This is a genomic window from Candidatus Bathyarchaeota archaeon (assembly GCA_026014465.1).
Classification (GTDB): domain Archaea; phylum Thermoproteota; class Bathyarchaeia; order Bathyarchaeales; family Bathycorpusculaceae; genus JADGNF01.
The window spans coordinates 1,420,471-1,436,550 of record JAOZID010000010.1 but is presented as its reverse complement, the minus strand read 5'-3'; the positions used below and the strand labels follow the sequence as shown (position 1 = coordinate 1,436,550).

Below are 16,080 nucleotides of genomic sequence, written 5' to 3'. Positions count from 1 at the left end.
ATGGAGCCTCGAGCGGGATTTGGACCCGCGACCATTACCTTACCAAGGTAACGCCCCACCAGGCTAGGCCACCGAGGCATGTTTGTGGGTTCTTCTTTGAACAAAGAAGTGCTTAGACATAAAACGCTTGCGGTTTGCAGGTTGTAAAATCAGGTTTACGGCGCTGCAGGGTTGCATGGAGGTTAGAGTGTGTCTAAGTGTTTTAGTCGTTCGCTACAGGAAGGCTGGGTTAGCATGCCTGCTAGAAAGTCTAATCTGGCAGCTAAACCGAATTTTTTGATGGGGACAACAAGCGCGTTTATTTTCAGCAGGGTATCTGCTAGTTGTTTGGGTTCTACTAGGTAGGTGGCAGCGTTTTTGTCGGCTTCTATTTCAATGAGTATGCCAGTGTTGCGTGTTATCCAAGGCAAAAGCAAAGCCCAACATACGAAGATTAACGAGGAAACTAGCAGGGATGTTATGGATGGACAGGCGAAGCAGACCAGCACGGGAACCAAGACAAGAGCGAAATAGAACCGTTCTAAGAGCAAACTCCAAAAACTGGCGGAGCGGAAAAAGCGGCTAAAATCCATCATGTGCCCAAGTTCATGCGCCAAAGTAGCTTCAACATCTTTCTCGTCAAAAGAGCCACTGCGCCAGTGCTGCAAAAAGTTTTCACCCACCGTTATCTGCCTGCGAAAAACCCTGATGCTTGCCAGTTTTTCATTTTGAGATATCTCCAGTTGAGGCGGCGTTTCCAGTTTGGCTTTTACAGCTAACTCGCCAAGTTTTCGCTGTATAAACGCCAATTCATAACTATACAATTTTGCACCTCACACAAAACATTTGAAACAAATTTGCCGCCATCATCGGATATACCTCTATATATTGACCTTTTATTTTTTGTCTGCCAAAGCCCCCAAGCCAGACCACAGCCAACATTCATTCACTATGAAAGGTTTAACTCTTTCGCAAATCTGCTGAAGCCGTCTTTGCCCACACGCGGCAGGTACCTTCCATGCTGACCATGCAGGCGCCAACAGGATTCTGAGGAGTGCAAGCCTTCAAAAACAGGGGGCAAGCATCAGGCTTAATTTTCCCAACCACCACCAAATGGCACTGACATCCAGGTTGTGAGTCTATGCCATCTTTGAGTTTAACGCCGTACTTGCGCAAAGCATCATACGCGCCATACTTCTCCTTGAGAACCAAAGTAGAGTCGGGTATAGTGTGTAGTCCACGCCATTTCCCATCCACCACATCAAATGTGTCAGCGATTAGTTTTTGGGCTTTAGGGTTGCCTTCCCAATTCACGCCCCTTGAGTACTCGTTTTCTAACCGCGCCTTGCCCGCACGCATTTGCTTGACAATCATGTAAACGCCAAAAAGCAAATCCAACGGTTCAAACCCCGCCACTACCGTAGGCAAACTGTACTTTTGGGGGAAAACCGCGTAGGGCTCTAAGCCGATGATGGTGCTTACGTGCCCAGGGGCTATGAAGCCGTTAAGGTTTAGTTCGGGCATTTTGGCAAGCAACTCCATGGCAGGTGGAACCACACGGTGCGAAACCAGAAAACTCAGGTTCTTGGGGGGTTTTTTGTTTATTTCCAGAGCTGTGGAAGGGGTAGTGGTTTCAAAACCGACTGCGAAGAACATGAAGTCTTTTTCGGGTTCACGTTTAGCCATATCCACTGCGTCGCTAGTGCTGTACACGATGCGCACATCTATGCCGTCGGCTTTGGCATCTAGCAAAGATCCATGTGAGCCTGGAACCCGCAGGACATCACCAAAGCATGTCACAACCACACCGCGTTTAGCCAACTCTATAGCAGCATCCACTTCAGAAGCAGGCAAAATACAAACAGGACAACCAGGACCCGCAATGACTTCGATGTTTTTGGGGAGCAGGCTGCGTATTCCGAAGTGGGTTATGGTCCATTCGTGGGTGCCGCAGACGTGGCAGATTTTCACGGTGCCTGTTTTTGGGGTTAACTCGGAGATTTTTTTGGCTATGCGTTTTGCCATGGTGGGGTCGCGGTACAGGTTTTGTTGCTCCAAAACTTTTGCCTCTACTCGTTTTCTGCGGCGTCGAGGACTTCGTTCCATACGCTAAGCGTTTCAAGGGCTTCTTTTTGATCCATCTTTTGAATTGCATAGCCAGCGTGAACCAAAACGTAATCGTCTACTTTTGCGTCTACAAGGGCAATGTTAACTTCACGCAAAACGCCCTCTCCAAAATCCACCTGAGCTTTGTCGCCTGAAACGCTTGTAACACGCGCGGGAATAGCTAAACACATAACAAATCAACCCGTAAAAGAGGCGAAAACCGCGATAAAAAGCAATTGGTTAAAAATCTGTAAAGCCTCCAACAACCGCCTGCCCAAAAGACACGCCACCATCACCCGCGGGAACTGCTTCGTGAACTACAAACCGCAACCTCGCCGCCTCCACTGCCTCGCGCATTATCCGTGCAAGCAACTCGTTAACCGCCGCGCCACCAGACAAACCCACCACCCCAACGCCCTGCTCTTGAGCAAACTGCACTGCCAAAACCGCCAACCCCCCCGCGACATACTTATGCGCACTATAAGCCAAATCCGAAACCGACAGCTTACCCGCGTTTTCGTGGAGGCTCTGGATTAGGGGCGTGGTCTTAAGCAGGTCACCGTAGATTTGCGGCTCCAACGCTAAGGTGTCCTTGCCGTTTACCGCGGCGGCTTCTAGTTTCATGGCGGCTTCGCCTTCGTAGGTGCGTTCGTAGCATATTCCCAACGTGGCGGCGGCTGCATCTAAAACCCTGCCAACACTAGTGGTTTGGGGAATTGAGTTGCCGTTTTTGAGTTGGGTCAAAATGAGGTTTGCTTCCATTTCGCCGTGGGGCAGATGTTGAACGTGGTTTTGGAGCCAAGACGTTATGTCTGTGGTTTTGTTGAGTATGGCTGCGGCTATGCGTAGGGGGTAACGTGTGGCTAGATCGCTGCCTAAGAGGGGTTGGGGTTCGAGGTGTGCTAGGCGTTTGAAGTTGGCTGAGTTTTGGGTGCACAGCAGGATTTCTCCGCCCCATGCGGTGCCGTCGGTGCCGTAGCCGTATCCGTCGCAGGCAACTCCGACTATTTCGGGGAGGTTGTGCTCTGCGGTTAGAGCGGCGATGTGGGCGTGGTGGTGCTGTACAGGGATTAGTTGCCAGTTGTTTTGCTCTGCGAGGGCTTTGGCGAGTTGGGTGGTGGTGAATTTTGGGTGTAAATCGCAGGCGATGGCTTGGGGTTGGCTGTTTGTTAACCGTATAAGATGCTCTGTGGCTTGCTGAAGGAACTGTTTGGTTTCAACGTTTTCTACATCGCCTATGTGTTGGCTGATGAAAGCTTTGTTTTCGTTAAGGACACAGGAGGTGTTGTTTAGTTCGCCGCCCAAACTCACCACGCAACGCTTGGCTTTTTGCTTAAGCATCACGGGGGCGGGGGCGTAACCGCGGCTTCTTCTCAAAAACACGTTGCGGCTGCCGTGGGTTCGCATAACTGAATCGTCACAGCGGTAAGCAATCTCGCGGTTATGGAACAAAAAATAATCCACGGTTTCGCCCAAGATTTTGAGGGCTTCCTGATTATCCTTAACTATGGGCTGATTAGGGGGATTAGCAGAGGTCATGACAAAAGCTTGGTCAGCTACGTTGTCAAAGAGCATGTAATGCATGGCAGAGTAGGGGAGCATAACGCCGATGTTGTGCAGCTCAGGAGCCACCAACCCCGACAAACCGTAATGGTCGTTTTTGTTGAGCAGGACGATGGGGCGTGCGGGTGAGGTTAGCAGTTCGTGCTTTTTGGGGGTAATGTCGGCAAAGGATTGGATTGCGGGTATGTTTTTTGCCATGACGGCGAAGGGTTTGGCGCGTCGATGCTTTGATGTGCGAAGTCTGCGTAGGGGCGGCTCTTTTGTGGTTGAGGCTGCAATGTGAAAACCGCCGTAGCCCTTGACGGCGAGGATGTTGCCTTCGCTAAGTAGTTTGCCTGCTTCGCGCACGGGGTCAGCAGCGTTTAGGGGTTCACCTGTGTTGGTGGTTAGGTAAGCTTTGGGTCCACATGTGGGGCAGGCAACAGTTTGGGCGTGAAATCGGCGGTTTTGGGGGTCAATGTATTCTTTGTGGCAAAAGCTGCACATGGGGAACTGTTTCATGGTGGTGTTTTCGCGGTCATAAGGCAGTTGCTCAATGATGGTGAAGCGTGGACCACAGTTAACGCAGGTTATGAAAAAGTAGTCGTGGCGCGGGTTTTTTGGGTCACGCAGTTCTCGTAGGCAGTCGTTGCAGATAGCGCTATCGGGGGGAACTACGGAACCGGAATGCTCAGATTCACTCGAGCTGTGGCGAATCTCAAATCCGCGGTACTGGTTACCTCCGTCAAGAGGCGTCTGTATGACACTATGGATTTGAGATAAAGGCGGCTTCAACTCTTGGAGGTCAACCAAAAACCGCTCCACCGCATTCTCACCGCCTTCAAGAAGAATTTCTACGCCCGCATCGCCACGGTTAAGAACGTACCCCGCCAAACCATTTTTGACTGCAATGCGGTAAACAAATGGGCGAAAACCAACTCCCTGAACAATCCCCGTAACAGTAAGCTTGACGCGCAAACCTAAGACACTCAAGCTATTCTAGGAAAAAGAGAATTCATATAGATTATGACCCAAACAGCACAAAAGAAGCGGCAAGGAACAGTTTTTTGGCAAGTCTGGTGGGCAAGCGGTTATTAAGCTGTTTAAGAGTGGTTTTTTGATGCACCCTGAAGAGAAAGACGCGGCGTTCATGAGCCAGTTCCGATGCCCAAAAGGAGAGCAGGGCAAGAAAGTTGCGGCTTTAATGAACACGGAACATGAGGCGCTTACGACTTGGGGCTTGCAGTTCGTAGAAATCCCTAAGGACGCCACAATCTTGGACGTGGGATGTGGAGGCGGCAAAACCGTCAACCGCTTAGCGCGCATGGCACCCGAAGGAAAAATCGCAGGCACAGATTACTCAGAAGATATGGTAACGTACTCCAAAACGGTAAATGCACAGCTAATTAAACAGGGACACGTAGAAATCATTGAAGGTTCAGTGGAAAACCTACAGTTCCCAGAGGGCACGTTTGATTTGGTCACGGCGGTTGAGACCTACTATTTCTGGAGCAGCCTGCTTGACGCTTTCCAACAAATCCACAGGGTACTAAAGCCACAGGGCAAACTGCTCCTGATTAACGAGATGATAAAAGACCTCGCCTACGAGAAGAAAAACGCGGAAACCATAAAAAAAGCCCACGTACACCTCGTTGCGCTCGAGGAAATCAAGGGGCTGCTGGAAGCGGCGGGATTTGTGAAAGTTCAGGTTTTCAAAAAAGAAGAGACGGCGTGGAATGTGGTTCTTGCCCAAAAACCCTAAAGCCGCAACAAAGAGAGGGTTAAGGTTGTTTTTGTTTTTCTTGGTCGCGCAGGGTTCGTCGTAAGACTTTTCCTGCGGAACTGAGTGGGAGTTCGGGGCGGATTTCGATTTCGCGGATGGCTTTGTAGGGGGCGACTTTTTGGTTAACAAACGCCTTGATTTCGTCGGCTGTCGCTTGCGTGTTGTCTTTTAGGACTATGAAGGCTTTGGGGATTTCACCGGCCATAGGGTCGGGTTTGCCAATTACGGTGCAGAGTTTTACGGCGGGGTGTTCGTAGAGGACGTCTTCGATTTCTCGGGGGTAGACGCTGTAGTCTTTGTATTTGATGAGGTCTTTTTTGCGGTCGGTTATGTAGAAGTAGCCGTATTCGTCCATGTGGGCTATATCGCCAGTGAGCAGCCAGCCATCGCGCAGGACTAGGGCGGTTTCGTCGGGTCGTTGCCAGTAGCCCTTCATGACTTGCGGCCCTTTAACGGCGAGCTCGCCAGTTTGTGTAGGCGGCAACGTTTGGGTGCCCGTTTCTAAATCAACAATTTTGGCGTCAGTTCCAGGTATGGGCAGTCCGATGGAGCCGACTTTGACGGTTTTCATGGTTTTATCCACAGGGCTGCAGTGCGTAACAGGAGACGCTTCGGTTAAGCCGTAGCCTTCTGCGAGTAAGCCGCCTGTGATTTCCATGAACGTTTTTTGCACTTGAGGTGGAAGCGGCGAAGCCCCCGAAATACAGGCGCGAATAGAGGTCAAATCATACTTGCCAAGCTCAGGATTATTCAGCAAAATCGCGTACATTGTTGGGACGCCGCAGAAAACGGTTACTTTGTGTTTTTGGATGGTTTGCAGGGCGGTTGTGGGGTCAAATTTGGGGAGCAAAACCATCTTCGCCGCTTGAACTATGGGGGAGGTCATGCTAGTTGTCATGCCGTAAATGTGGAACAGGGGCAGGGCGGTGAGGTAGGTTTCTTTGGTGACTTCGCCTTTTATCCAAGAAGCAAAAGAGAAGGCGTTGGCGACTAGGTTTTGGTGGGTGAGCATGGCGGCTTTGGCGGTGCCCGTAGTTCCCCCTGTGTACTGAAGCGCAGCTAAGTCTTCAGCGGGGTTTATGGGAACTTTTGTGGGGGTTGTGTTGATGTTTTTGGCGAGGAGTTCGGGGAAGCCTTGTATGTTTGGGGTTTGGGGGAGTATTGTTGGGGTGGGGGGTTTTTGGGCGTATTGGGTGAGGTTGGTGAGTATTATGCTTTGGAGGCTGGTTTTGTTTTGTACGGCTTGGACAACTGGAAGAAGCGAGTCAAGTGTGATTAGGGCTTTGGCTTTGGAGTCTGTGAGTTGGTGTTCGACTTCGCGTTCGCGATGTAGCGGGCTTATGGCGGTTAGGGCAGCACCAGCTTTTAGGATGCCAAAGTAGGCGATTATGAATTGGGGCACGTTGGGCAGGTAAACCGCGACGCAATCGCCCTTTTTTACTCCCAAAGAAACAAGCGCCGCAGAAAACTGGCTAGAAAGCGCATCTAACTGTTCGTAGCTGTATTCAGCGCCCAGAAAAGCTATAGCTGCCTGTTTGGGGTGTTTTTGGGCGGTTTGGGTTAAGACTTCATGTAGGGAAATTTGGGGGTAATCCAACTGTTTGGGCACATCGGAGGGCCACAACTTAAACCATGCCTTTTCATCAGTCAAGGGAACTCAACCTTTCACCAAGAAAACAACAGGATAAATAATAAACCTTCAGAAAACAATCAACAACAAAAAAGTCTCAAATGCTAAATTAGATAAAAAGGAAAAGCCCAAAACGGGCAATTCAAGCTAAATATAGGGGAGGGGGTTATTTTTTGCTTTCGAGGTATTCGTGCATTGCTTGTGCTGCGCGTTTGCCTGCGCCCATAGCGCTAATGACTGTTGCTGCTCCTGTGGCTACGTCTCCGCCTGCGTAGACGCCTTCGAGGCTGGTTTTGCCTACGTCATCAACGGTGATGGTTCCGCGTTTGGGGTTGCTCTCTAAGCCGTCGGTGGTGCGTTGGATGATGGGGTTGGGGGTTTGTCCGATGGCGATGATGACTGTGTCAACGTCCATGGTGAATTCGGAGCCAGGGATTTTCTTTACGCTGCGTCTGCCGCGTTCGTCGGGTTCGCCTAGTTCCATGCAGATGCATTTCATGCTTTTGACCCAGCCGCGTTCGTCGCCGTAGAATTCAATTGGGGCGGCGAGGAATTTGCAGACTAGGCCTTCTTCTTCGGCGTTTTCGATTTCTTCGAGTCTTGCGGGCAGCTCGTCGCGGGAGCGTCTGTAGAGTAGGCAGACGTCTGCGCCTAGACGCATTGAGCATCGTGCGCAGTCCATGGCTACGTTTCCGCCGCCGATGACTACTACGTGTTTGCCGATGCGTATGGGGGTGTCGTAGTCGGGGTACGCGAAGGCTTTCATGAGGTTAACGCGAATGAGGAACTCGTTTGCGCTGTAGACGCCGCCTAGGTTTTCGCCGGGGCAGCCGGTAAATGAGGGCAAGCCTGCGCCGCTTCCGATGAAGACTGCGTCGTAGCCGTCTTTCATGAGTTCGGGAATGGTGTGGGTTCTGCCAATCAGGTTACCTAAACGTAGGTCAACGCCAAGGTTTTTGACGTAGTTGACTTCGTTTTGCACGATGGCTTTGGGTAGACGGAATTCTGGGATACCGTAGCTGAGCACTCCGCCGCCTAAGTGAAGCGCCTCGAACATGGTTATGTCGTGTCCGCGTTTGACTAGGTCTGCTGCGACGGTTAAGCCTGCGGGACCTGCGCCGACGACTGCGACTTTTTTGCCTGTTGAGGGTGCTTTGGGTGGGAGTTGGAAACCGTTGTCTCTTTCCCAGTCAGCAAGGAAGCGTTCTAAGCGTCCGATGCTTACGGGGTCGCCCATCTTGCCGATGACACATTTGGATTGACATTGGGATTCTTGTGGGCATACACGTCCGCAGACGGCTGGGAGGGCGTTTTTGGTTTTGATGGTGGCGATGCCTTCGGCGTATTTCTTTTCTTTGATGCATTTGATGAAGTCTGGGATTGGAACACTGACGGGGCAGCCTTTTACGCACTGCGGGTTTGGACATGTCAAGCAGCGACTGGCTTCTTCAAGCGCCTCTTCTTCAGTATAGCCTAGGGCTACTTCGTCAAAGTTTTTGGCTCTTACCTCGGGTTCTTGTTTTGCCATATCAACGGCTACTTTCTTTAGTTTGGGTTTAGGCTTTGTTTCTGCCACACTTACAACCTCCACTGTTTTCCCACAAAACTGAACTTAATCGTTCTTCAGGAAGCATCATACGTTGACGCATGATTAACTCGTCAAAGTCGACTAGATGCCCATCAAATTCTGGTCCGTCAACGCAGCCAAAGAGCATCTTGCCGTCAACGGTTACTCGGCATACTCCGCACATGCCCATGCCGTCAATCATGATTGGGGTCATGGTGATGATTGTGGGGATGCCGTGGGGTTTGGTTATTTCGCTTACTTGTTTCATCATGACTACGGGACCCATGACGACGCAGCGGTCAAACTTTTCGGTTTTGAGTAAGTCCGCTAAGAAGTCTAAGCCTTTGTAGCCAGTTGAGCCATCGTCAGATGCGATGTAGACTTTCTCGCTTAATGCTTTGGCTTCGTCTTCCATGAACAGGAATTCTTTGGAGCGGCAACCCAACACGGTTGTCACTTGGTTTCCAGCTTCTTTCATGGCTTTGACTTGGAGCATGATGGGGGCAATCATGATGCTGCCGCCAACGCACAAGACTTTGCCGAATTTTTTGACTTCAGAGGGGTTTCCCAAGGGACCAGTAATGCTCATGATGCTGTCGCCTTCCTTTAGCAAGCCAAGCTCTTTGGTGCTTTTGCCTACTTCGTGGAAAGCAAAGGAGATGGTTCCTTTTTCTTGGTCGTATCCGCAGATGGTTAGGGGTATGCGTTCGCTCTTTTCAGCAAGGACCACCATGATGAATTGTCCTGCTTGAGCTTTAGCGGCAATGTCGGGCGCCTTTACTTCAAAGAGGGTTTCTTTGTGGCCAAGCTGGGTTTTCTTTACTATTTCGTACGTGTTTATTCGCCTCCGGTTTTAGCTACTGCACAGTTTTGCTGGGGCAGAGCAGAAATTTTTTGGTAGAAGCCGTCGAACTTTGTTTTGAAGTCGCCTTCGCATCGGGGGGAGAGTTCAAAGAGTTCGAAGCGGTCAAGCATGTTTAGTTTTTTGAGGGCAGTTTGCAAGACGCCAAGGTTGCGTTCGGCGGTGTCTCTGCCTTTTTCAAGTTTGCAGTCGTCTGGAGCACATACGACACCCATGACGCCGTCAAAGCCACAGTTGAGTGCGGTTATGACGTGGGCGGGGTCAAGTGATTTGAAGCAGGGTACTTCAAGGACGATTGCGTTTTTGCCTTTGAGCACATCTTCAGGGTTGTCCAAGGCGGAGTAGTCTGACCATTGGCAGCTGAAGACTAGAACTGCGGGTGCGTTGTTTTTGGCTTTGAGGGCTTGTGCTGCTTGGGTGTAGCGGCTAAGGACGTTGTCAAATTCGAAGCCTTTGACTTGTATGGCGTGGTGTGGGCAGACTAGCTGGCAGGCACCGCAGCCGACACATTTGTCCTCGATTACTTTGGGTGATGAGAAGGGTTGTGCTTCGATGGCGTCGTAGGGGCAGATGGTGACACATTTGTCGCAGCCAACACATTTTTCGGTGTCCCATACGGCTTTGCGTGAGTACTTGACAACGCTTAGGGCGTTTTCGTCAAACCCTAACTGTTCAAGCACGTTCTTGCTTAGAAGGAACCGTTTCGTGTTGATTTTGGTACCTTCCTTCATGCGGCAAAACGCGTCTTCACATTGAACAGAAATAATGTTTTTCACGCCAGAGTTGAGAACGTTAAAGACAAAATCCGTGGGGATTCTACCTGCACAGGGCAGACGCAAAGGCAGATAGTTTTCGATGCTTAAGCCGTGGTTGGTCAGAATCTCTTCGACTTCGCAGTTGGAAGGAGAGTTTCCGCGGCACATCACGACAAGCGTGTCGCCTTTAACTTTTTCTCTCAAAGAATTAACGTAGTCAGATAATTGGTTGTAGTCGTAATACGCCATTTCTATAGCAGAAACGGGGCAAGCGCTGTAACAGATTCCGCAAACTTGACATTTTTGTTCATCAATTGCCACTTCACCGCTTTCATCGTCACGGTTTATGGCTTCAAACGGGCATATAGAATAGCATACTCCACATCGACTACACAGGTCTTGATTGATTTTTACTGCAGCGAGACACTTTTCACTCATATTAAGTGACCTCTAATTTTATTTCCCTAATGCTTCTTGCACCGTAAGCATATCAGCTAGTGCTTATGAAAGCATGAAGAGAGCCTTTGGACGATATAACGTTTACTGTTACCTTTAAGAATTATCCCATACAATCCCAGCAAACACAAAGACGCCAAAGGATCATCATCTTGAGAGTTATCGCTACACTCAAAAATACCACACAAAAACAATTCTTTGAGTCCACTCCCCCCCCCCCCAATAAAATACATGATGTTAACTAGCATCATACAAGCATAAGATACAAATCACCCACAACAAATTGCCAAAATAGCCAGGAGTAATCAACACATATCTAATACAATGTGGAGTCTAGTTTGGATGTAAAATTAATGTCGACCAATAACACCAATAGAAAACTGGAGGACGCCATAAAGACAATTGAACACCGGAAAAACAATTATGGTCAAGTAATGACAGCATTTGCATTATCTAAAGATGAAAAAGAGGAGTGGAAAGTCAACTTTGGTCGCATATCATTCCTTTGGAGAGGAGAAAAAAAGCACATAAACGAGAAGCTTGACTATGGCAATTTTGTTTTAATTAAAAACTTTATCGACATACCCGAATCAATAACATTATTACGATCAATTTTTGAGAAAAACGCTTTGAAAATTTGCAATTTCCAAGAAACACCAGTAAAAGCCAGTTTTGGTCATACAGAAGTGTTACCAAGTGGCAGACGTTATGGATACACATTGCCGTATTGGCCTACACTCTATATTGAAAGCTCCATAAGTTCAGAAACAAACAGAATCATTCCACAGAAACCTCTGTCTAAAATTGGATTGCCTTTATTCCCAAATGGAACAGACGCAATTGAAGGCTTTTTTGACCTTACTTTACCCGAAGATGGATGGCGCAATGTAGATAACCGTATTGAAATCTTAATACCTGATTTCAGGGCAAGAATCAAGAAACTACAGTTGTCAGGCAACAGAATAAAAATTGTTGTTGAAACGCAAGAGATAGCCGAAAAAGAATTGAGAGCAAAAGTCTATTGCAGAGGGGAGAACCAATCAGTCAATAGTGGAGATTTGTCGTTTCAAGGCACAACAACAGAATTCAGGTCTGAAATTGAACCCTCCGTAGTTGAAGTACACATAATGTCTGCAATAGAGGGGGACAGTATAGATCAAAGAAGTTTTAATTACAGATACTCAATATTTGAGGAAGACATCTACGTAGAAAACACGCAAGAACAAATAGTTGAAATGATTAATAGGGGAGAAAACGAAACAACTGAATTTAAGGAAAAATTAGACGTTAACGGTCGAGAGTTTCTTGAATCAGTAGTAGCTTTTGCCAACACAAAGGGAGGAAGGATTATTATTGGCGTAGATGACCATTGCCGAGTAAAGGATTTCAATCAAGACGTAAAAGCACGCATTCAAGATTTGATTCATGGAAACTGTGACCCCTCCGTAGAATTTCAGATTAAAGAAGTCAAACTGGATGTACACCAACACATTACAATTGTTGAAGTACCAGAGGGAGCAAATAAACCATATAGTCTTAACAACAGAGGCATCTTCATAAGAAGAGGAAGCTCGGACAGACAGATAAAAAGAACAGAACTTGACGAAATATATCAAAACAGAAGAAGTTAGGCGTTCCAAGGTTACTGTGCACAGGGCAACAAGTTATTTTCTATTTTTATGGCAAAAAACAGATATAGAAAAAGTGAAAAGAGGTTTTTGGAGAAGGCAGTAAAATGAGAAAAAAGAGTCTTGTTTATGCATTTACGCTGATTTTGTTTATGTTAATCTTTGCACTACCAGTTCATGCAGACGATGTTTTAAATCTGAGTGATTTTCAAGGGTCTTTAGAGATTACAGACCACGCCTCGTTCACAGTAAACGCGGGCGAAGTAGTCACCATAGAGAACTACATGTTTATCCATTCAAGCGGGACGCCGCCAACGCCAACTGTTACCATCACCAATCATGGCTCCTTGACGATAAAATCAGAGGTGAACTGCCAAAGCGCAGAGCTTCTGATACAGAACAGGGGAGAACTCACATTCCAAGATGCCAAATTTGACGCACGTGGCTGGGCAAACATAACCATAGTAAACCAGGGAACAATGACAACCCAAAACTTAACCGCAGGCGTCTACGCAGGCTACCTATACATCACTAACCAAGGCACATTAACCGTAGACAGCTGGTACCTTAAAGACCAAAACGACGGAACCTTCTTCACCAACAACGGCAACGCAGATTTGGCAAACGCAACTTTTGTTGCAAACGGCGCCGCAGCACAGCACATCATCGTCAACACTGGAAACCTGCAGTTAACTCGATGCATCTTCGACGCCAACTATGGCGGATTAATAAGCCTTGACAGCCTGCAGGGAAACTTGGACGTAGAAAACAGCATCATGGATTGCAGCGCCGCATCCCATGGAAAACTCTCCACAATAAATGTGCAAACAAGCAAAGCCACATGGGTCAATACTTCCCTAAAAAACACAGCAGGAAACGTTAGCCTAACAGACACGGGGACAGGCAGCACCATGCAAAACTGCACCCTAAACAACGTTTCAAACCACACCACAACAGGACAAACAACCCTCACCCATTGCACCTTGACAGGCGGGAACTACTCCAACAGGGGCAACGTCGCAGTGGATGCTTGTGAAGCGATAGATATGCAAACTTTGCAAAACGCGGGAAACTTGGAGTTCACTAATTGCAATATAGAAACAAGCAGTGCAGCAACTAGGATCGAAAATACGCAGCACATGCAAATACAAGATAGCCAGTTTAAATCAGAAAACAGCCTGAACGTGACTAATCAAGGAAATATATACTGCGACGGTTGGATGCTAAAAACCCAAGGCGCTGGGGTGACCCTGCTAAGAAACCAAGGTATCATCACGTTTGTTGACCCGTTCATAGAAGGCGTGCTTAGCCAAGAACTAACAGAGTTAACCGCAACGCCCACAAACTTCAACCAGCCACAAGGAACAATTACCGTAATAAACGAGGGCAAAATCCAAACCGCAGCCACTTCGACAAGCACACCCTCAACCTCACCTACAGCAACTCCTACCCCGACAGCAACCGTCACGTCAACAGCTACAGCAACGGAGAATCCGACACAAACACCCGCCAATACAGCCACGCCAACAAACACCGCAACTTCAACACCGACACTTCAACCTACAAACACGCCAACCCCCACAGGCGCTAACAAAACAGAACCAGCAGACCCGACCCTGACAATTGCGGCTTTAACCGCTACAATAACAGTCATTATTGTACTCGTTTTAGTTTTTTGGAGAAAAAAGAAGAAAAAAGATAAACGCTAACTGGGCGTCTCCAAAAACTCTTTATTTTCTGTAGTAGGGTCGTTTTAGGTAGCTGTAGGCTTGTAGGGCGGCGGTTATGCCTTGTCCGACGGCGGTTCCGATTTGCATGATGGGGTGGCTGGTTACGTCTCCTGCGGCGTAGACGCCTGGGATGCTGGTTTGCTGTTTGATATCAATGATTATATGTGTACTTTCGTTGACTTGGATGCCTGAGTCTTGGGCTAGTTGGCTGTTTGGGGCTTCGCCGATTTGCACAAAAACTCCGTCCACAGATATGTCGCGGGTTTCTCCGGTTTTGAGGTCAGAGAGCGTAACGGTGTTTACGGTTTTATCGCCTTTGATTTCTTTTACGGTGGTGTCGAAGAGGACGGTTGTGTTGGTTTTGGAGGTTAAGTCTTTTACGAGGGCTTTTTCGCCGCGAAACGCCGCTCTGCGGTGGACAACGGTAACGTGGGAGGCTAAACCAGAAAGATACAAAGAGGTGGCGCATGCAGAGTTTCCGCCGCCAATCACAAGCACATGTTTGCCCTTAAAGAAAAAGCCGTCGCACACGCCACAGTAACTAACGCCCTTGCCGCGAAACTCGTTCTCGCCCTTTACCCCAAGCTGTTTGTAGCTCGAGCCTGTAGCGATAATAACTGCGCCAGCCGAATACTCAGAAACCGAGGTCTTCACAATCTTTTTCTCGCCCTCAAGCTCCAAAGACGAAACCGCCTCCAAATCATGAATAACTGCGCCAGTTTGCTTGCAGTGAAGCACCATTTTCTCGGCTAACTCTGAGCCTTTGATGCTAGGAAAGCCAAGATAATTTTCTACAAGAGGCGCTTCTACGGCGGTTCCGCCAGCTATTTTTTCGTCAAGGAGCAGGGTTCGAAGTCCGCTTCGGGCACCATAGATTCCAGCCGCCAAACCAGCAGGACCTGCACCTACAATAATTAAGTCCCAATGTTCCATGATAAATTCAACTCGCCAAAGTAAGGTTAGGTTAAGCGGTTTATAGCTATTCGGGTGTGAACAGGGTTATGTTTTGGGGTCGGGGTGTGGCGGAAAGTTCATATTTTCTTGTAGTGGTTTAGTTCTAGTTTGTGGTTGTTATGACGAGAATTCTTGTTTTGTATTATAGCCGAACTGGAAACACGGAGAAGATGGCTAATGCTGTTGTGGAAGGCGCGAAAGCTGCGGGCGATGTGGATGTTGAGATGAATTATTATGTGGCGGCGAAAGAGTTGGGTTTGTATGATGGCGTGGTGGTGGGTACTTCTACGTATCATCATGACATGCCTGTTGATATTAAGACGTTGTTTGAGGAAGCAGCCGCGCAGGGTGTGGATTTGAAGGGCAAAGTTGGCGCAGCGTTTGGCTCGTTTGGCTGGAGCGGAGAAGCCCCAAAACTTGTGCTGGAAATCATGAAAAACAAGTTCGAGATGAAACTCATCGAACCCCACGTGCTTGCCAAGTACAAACCAGACCAAAAAGCCCTTGACCAATGCAAAGAACTAGGCAAAAAGGTCGCCGAAACCCTTATTCAGTCTGCATAGCCTCTATTTAGGTGAGGAATAGATTTCATGAGCAAACAAGCAGACAGTAAGCTTTTGGGTTTCATCAAACAGCAAATGGAAGCTGAAAACAAAATTGTGGAATCCGTAAACCAAGGCATAAAAGACATTCAAAACCCGCCAGTGAGGGCAGTTTTGAAAGGCATCTCGATGGATTCTACCAAGCACGCTCAACTATACGGCTCCGCCCTAGCACTTCTAACCACCGTCCCCCAAGCCATGACCCAAGAAAACCTTGACAAACAAAAAGAACTCGTACAAAAACACATAGACATGGAAACTGAACTCATCGAAAAACTCGAAAAAGAAATCCCCGCCATCGAAAACAAAAAAGTCACGTTCCTACTCAACTCGATTCTCCAAGACGAACGCCGACACCACGAACTACTCAAAAAAGTACTAGAAATCATCGTACACGGCGAAACCATAACTGAAGAAGAATGGTGGAGCGTCCTATGGGAAGGCGCACCTTTCCACGGAGCCCCAGGCGGGTAAACCCCGCTACAT

Annotated in this window: 14 protein-coding genes and 1 tRNA gene; 5 read left to right on the top strand and 10 right to left on the bottom strand. The window is 48.2% G+C overall.

Annotated features, from left to right (window positions below; translation table 11 throughout):
* Position 1: 1 nt before the first annotated feature.
* The 5 genes from NWF04_09550 to hypF form a co-directional block, all read right to left on the bottom strand.
* Positions 2 to 78 (bottom strand) — tRNA-Thr (locus NWF04_09550).
* Between the two features lie 104 nt (positions 79 to 182).
* Positions 183 to 803, bottom strand: a complete 621-nt coding sequence (locus tag NWF04_09545) for a M48 family metallopeptidase (GenBank protein MCW4006815.1) — start codon at positions 801 to 803, stop codon at positions 183 to 185.
* 136 nt (positions 804 to 939) lie between these two features.
* Entirely contained in the window at positions 940 to 2,085 is a 1,146-nt protein-coding gene (hypD, locus tag NWF04_09540; GenBank protein ID MCW4006814.1) for a hydrogenase formation protein HypD, read from the bottom strand.
* A complete protein-coding gene (locus NWF04_09535; protein ID MCW4006813.1) occupies positions 2,049 to 2,276 on the bottom strand; it encodes a HypC/HybG/HupF family hydrogenase formation chaperone in 228 nt (75 codons plus the stop codon). The genes hypD and NWF04_09535 overlap by 37 nt, the downstream gene beginning before the upstream one ends.
* 49 nt (positions 2,277 to 2,325) lie before the next feature.
* Positions 2,326 to 4,605 (bottom strand): carbamoyltransferase HypF, encoded by a 2,280-nt coding sequence (hypF, locus tag NWF04_09530; GenBank protein MCW4006812.1) that lies wholly within the window; start codon positions 4,603 to 4,605, stop codon positions 2,326 to 2,328.
* A 142-nt stretch (positions 4,606 to 4,747) separates the two neighbouring features.
* Here hypF and NWF04_09525 point away from each other — a divergent pair, with 142 nt between their 5' ends.
* The gene (locus tag NWF04_09525) at positions 4,748 to 5,389 is read left to right on the top strand and encodes a class I SAM-dependent methyltransferase (GenBank protein ID MCW4006811.1); all 642 of its coding nucleotides are present in this window, start codon (positions 4,748 to 4,750) and stop codon (positions 5,387 to 5,389) included.
* Positions 5,390 to 5,408: 19 nt separating this feature from the next.
* On the opposite strand, the gene NWF04_09520 is transcribed toward NWF04_09525, so the two are convergent.
* From NWF04_09520 to NWF04_09505, 4 genes are all read right to left on the bottom strand, one after another.
* Positions 5,409 to 7,061: a long-chain fatty acid--CoA ligase gene (locus NWF04_09520; protein ID MCW4006810.1), complete on the bottom strand. Its 1,653-nt coding sequence runs from the start codon at positions 7,059 to 7,061 to the stop codon at positions 5,409 to 5,411.
* Between the two features lie 145 nt (positions 7,062 to 7,206).
* Complete coding sequence (gene gltA / locus NWF04_09515; GenBank protein ID MCW4006809.1) at positions 7,207 to 8,568, bottom strand: NADPH-dependent glutamate synthase; 1,362 nt, start codon at positions 8,566 to 8,568, stop codon at positions 7,207 to 7,209.
* A 28-nt stretch (positions 8,569 to 8,596) separates the two neighbouring features.
* Entirely contained in the window at positions 8,597 to 9,448 is an 852-nt protein-coding gene (locus NWF04_09510; protein ID MCW4006808.1) for a sulfide/dihydroorotate dehydrogenase-like FAD/NAD-binding protein, read from the bottom strand.
* A complete protein-coding gene (locus tag NWF04_09505; GenBank protein MCW4006807.1) occupies positions 9,445 to 10,662 on the bottom strand; it encodes a hydrogenase iron-sulfur subunit in 1,218 nt (405 codons plus the stop codon). Before NWF04_09505 ends, NWF04_09510 begins: the two co-directional genes overlap by 4 nt.
* 356 nt (positions 10,663 to 11,018) lie before the next feature.
* Here NWF04_09505 and NWF04_09500 point away from each other — a divergent pair, with 356 nt between their 5' ends.
* Together NWF04_09500 and NWF04_09495 are read left to right on the top strand one after the other, a co-directional pair.
* Complete coding sequence (locus NWF04_09500) at positions 11,019 to 12,311, top strand: ATP-binding protein (protein MCW4006806.1); 1,293 nt, start codon at positions 11,019 to 11,021, stop codon at positions 12,309 to 12,311.
* Positions 12,312 to 12,415: 104 nt separating this feature from the next.
* Positions 12,416 to 14,017: a hypothetical protein gene (locus NWF04_09495; protein MCW4006805.1), complete on the top strand. Its 1,602-nt coding sequence runs from the start codon at positions 12,416 to 12,418 to the stop codon at positions 14,015 to 14,017.
* 21 nt (positions 14,018 to 14,038) lie between these two features.
* Here NWF04_09495 and NWF04_09490 read toward each other — a convergent pair whose 3' ends face one another.
* Positions 14,039 to 14,971 (bottom strand): FAD-dependent oxidoreductase, encoded by a 933-nt coding sequence (locus tag NWF04_09490; protein MCW4006804.1) that lies wholly within the window; start codon positions 14,969 to 14,971, stop codon positions 14,039 to 14,041.
* A gap of 140 nt (positions 14,972 to 15,111) precedes the next feature.
* Here NWF04_09490 and NWF04_09485 point away from each other — a divergent pair, with 140 nt between their 5' ends.
* Both NWF04_09485 and NWF04_09480 read left to right on the top strand, forming a co-directional pair.
* The gene (locus NWF04_09485; GenBank protein MCW4006803.1) at positions 15,112 to 15,555 is read left to right on the top strand and encodes a flavodoxin domain-containing protein; all 444 of its coding nucleotides are present in this window, start codon (positions 15,112 to 15,114) and stop codon (positions 15,553 to 15,555) included.
* Between the two features lie 27 nt (positions 15,556 to 15,582).
* Entirely contained in the window at positions 15,583 to 16,068 is a 486-nt protein-coding gene (locus NWF04_09480) for a ferritin-like domain-containing protein (GenBank protein MCW4006802.1), read from the top strand.
* Positions 16,069 to 16,080: the final 12 nt, after the last annotated feature.

Coding starts and splice junctions, on each gene's coding strand:
- NWF04_09535 (MCW4006813.1), bottom strand. CDS start 2,276: ATGTGTTTAGCTATTCCCGCGCGTGTTACAAGCGTTTCAGGCGACAAA.
- NWF04_09505 (MCW4006807.1), bottom strand. CDS start 10,662: ATGAGTGAAAAGTGTCTCGCTGCAGTAAAAATCAATCAAGACCTGTGT.
- gltA (MCW4006809.1), bottom strand. CDS start 8,568: ATGGCAAAACAAGAACCCGAGGTAAGAGCCAAAAACTTTGACGAAGTA.
- NWF04_09480 (MCW4006802.1), top strand. CDS start 15,583: ATGAGCAAACAAGCAGACAGTAAGCTTTTGGGTTTCATCAAACAGCAA.
- NWF04_09495 (MCW4006805.1), top strand. CDS start 12,416: ATGAGAAAAAAGAGTCTTGTTTATGCATTTACGCTGATTTTGTTTATG.
- hypD (MCW4006814.1), bottom strand. CDS start 2,085: ATGGAACGAAGTCCTCGACGCCGCAGAAAACGAGTAGAGGCAAAAGTT.
- NWF04_09485 (MCW4006803.1), top strand. CDS start 15,112: ATGACGAGAATTCTTGTTTTGTATTATAGCCGAACTGGAAACACGGAG.
- NWF04_09525 (MCW4006811.1), top strand. CDS start 4,748: ATGCACCCTGAAGAGAAAGACGCGGCGTTCATGAGCCAGTTCCGATGC.
- NWF04_09490 (MCW4006804.1), bottom strand. CDS start 14,971: ATGGAACATTGGGACTTAATTATTGTAGGTGCAGGTCCTGCTGGTTTG.